Source organism: uncultured Campylobacter sp. (genome assembly GCF_938018035.1).
GTDB lineage: Bacteria > Campylobacterota > Campylobacteria > Campylobacterales > Campylobacteraceae > Campylobacter_B.
Genome location: NZ_CALIJF010000402.1, coordinates 1 through 2,482 on the forward strand (window position 1 = coordinate 1; position 2,482 = coordinate 2,482).

Consider the following 2,482-nt stretch of genomic DNA (forward strand, 5'->3'; position numbering starts at 1 on the left):
AGCTACTCGAAAGCCTAAATAAAATGATCGAGATCGCTAAAATTTTTGCCTATCTCAAAAAGCTCGGACAGGTAGAGTAGAAACATTTCGATTTAAAATTTAAAGCTCAAAGTGCAATTGCAGCGGGCAGAACAAAATTTACGATACGTATAATTTTAAAGAGAGGGGGGGCTGCATTATGGATATAAACGAAATGCAAGCTAAAACTCGCAGTATGCGCGCCCTATATGTCGAGGACGATAATGAGGTAAGGCGGCAGACCGCGAAAATTTTAAAACTATTCTTTCATCAAGTTATCGACTGCGGTGATGCGCGAGAAGGTATCGAGAAATTTAAAGCAAGCAAAGTAGGTATTGTTTTTACCGATATCAATATGCCGGGCATTAACGGGCTTGAAATGATAGAGCGGATCAAGCAGATCGATCCTTTGGTAAAAACGGTCATCTTCTCAGCCCATGACGAGTCTAAATTTTTCACCAAAGCGATATCCATCGGCGTGGACGGGGCTATATTCTAAAGCCTTTTACGACCGAGGATCTAATTATGATTTATAAAAATAATAATTACGCTAGTAATTACTAGCGAATTTTACCCGTAATCATCAAATTTTATTGGGTTATATAAAAGATTTTAATCGTAAGGTATAATTTGGTTTCTTATTTGTTTAGATTTTATAAAGTTTGAATCTATCTCAAATCTTATAGCTTTATTATTTTCATCCAAAATAGTCGTTTGCAAATAATAAAATTTACCGATTGCGGAAAGCGCTTTTATGTTGTGAAGTATAATGGTTTTATTGTTATCATTTATCGAAATATAAGTGATAGCTTCAGTAGTAGCGGTTATATTTTCCTTTTGATCTTTATTACCATTGCCTTCTTTATGCTCATATTCAAGAGTTCCATTAGTAAAATTTATATTGTCTGTGTTATCTAAGTTGAAATTTTGACCTTCCATCGTCTTGAAAAAAATTTCGTTGTTAGGGAATTTTAAAATATGTTCTTGTAGTCGTAAATTATTACATCTGATGCTTGCTATATATGTATCTTTATCAAAATCATATCGTCTATTATAACGATCTATATAAAAAATATTTGTATTATTATCTTTAATACAAATTTGACTGGATAGCGCTCCAAGTGCATCTTTATCAAGCACTATAAAATTATAATCAATATTGCCATAGTTCGAAATTTTTATAATTTCATCACTCATAAAGAACAAGGTAAATAAATTTATAATAATAAGTGAAGTGAATGCAAATCTGAAGAAAAAATATGTCATATTTAATAAAAATATAAGGATAAGAATAATAGATAAGGTTATTGGCAAGAGATATAATATAACTTCAGTAAAATTACTCGCTTCTAAACGAATAACTGATATGCAAAATATAAAAATAAAATCCAAGAGGAATAATAAGCCGCTGTATACTATATAAGGAATAATTTCAAAATTATGTTTACGGAAATGATAAATAACAAGAATGAATATTATCGGAGCTAGTATAAACAAATTCATATAGGCGTTCGGCTCAATTCCATGTGTAATCAATATCGCTATAATTACTAATACTATGATAGATAAACCAAATAGCCACCAAAAATAGGATTGGATTTTTTTTATCTTATCTCTATATGCATAAATAAATATAATATGCAAAGTAGGTATTATGTAATAAATTATAAATAACACTATACCTATAATAAAAAATTCCCCAAAGATAGATATTACGTTAAAATTATCAAGTACTGGGAAGTAATTTAAACCTTTATTAAAAAGGAAATAACTACAAAATGGGATTGTACCTACTACAATAATTATTTGTAAATAGTACCCTTGAATAAACTCCTTAACTTTATTTAAAAAATTGCCAATATCTTTTAAATTTTTCTTATCATAATACTTTTTAAAAATTTTTTCAAAATCACTTTTTTTATCAAGCTTTTCATCTATAAGTTCCGAGCGTAAAATTACAAATTGATTATAAATTTTATCATCTATATTATATAGTTTAGATAAGGTTTCATCGAGATTATTATTTCTTAGCTCATTGAATATATTATTTTTTAAATAAAATAGACTCATCAAATTATTTTTTGATACGTTAAAATCATTGAATTTACCTTCAATGTCTTTTTTTAGTCTATCAAATTCGTTTTGAAATTCTTTTTTGTCTTTCAACAAATCATCAATATTTTTCATATGATATAGAAGCCCCTCTATAAAGCATGTTAGTGATTTTACTGACACCCTTCGCACTCGATTGAGCGATCCGCGACGTTGTTTAGCTTCTCGCTATCGGGGCTTTCGGAGCGTAGATAGTAGGTCGATTTTAGCCCCAGCTGCCATGCGAGCGTGTAAATTTCGCTCAGATAGCCGCCGCTTGCCTTATCTAGGCTCATGAAGATATTTAGGCTCTGGCCTTGATCGATCCATTTTTGGCGGATGGCGCCCGCCTTTACGAGCAGGCGCTGATCGA

General features: G+C 30.6%; 3 protein-coding genes. 1 reads left to right on the forward strand and 2 read right to left on the reverse strand.

The genetic code is table 11. The features are described 5' to 3' along the window. The first annotated feature begins 178 nt into the window (after window positions 1–178). Window positions 179–517: a response regulator gene (locus tag Q0257_RS12270; protein ID WP_298025173.1), complete on the forward strand. Its 339-nt coding sequence runs from the start codon at window positions 179–181 to the stop codon at window positions 515–517. A gap of 113 nt (window positions 518–630) precedes the next feature. On the opposite strand, the gene Q0257_RS12275 is transcribed toward Q0257_RS12270, so the two are convergent. Together Q0257_RS12275 and Q0257_RS12280 are read right to left on the reverse strand one after the other, a co-directional pair. Beyond that, entirely contained in the window at window positions 631–2,205 is a 1,575-nt protein-coding gene (locus tag Q0257_RS12275) for a hypothetical protein (protein ID WP_298025175.1), read from the reverse strand. Between the two features lie 38 nt (window positions 2,206–2,243). Further along, window positions 2,244–2,482, reverse strand: a 239-nt coding sequence (locus Q0257_RS12280) for a hypothetical protein (protein WP_298025178.1), incomplete at its 5' end; no start/stop codon positions are given.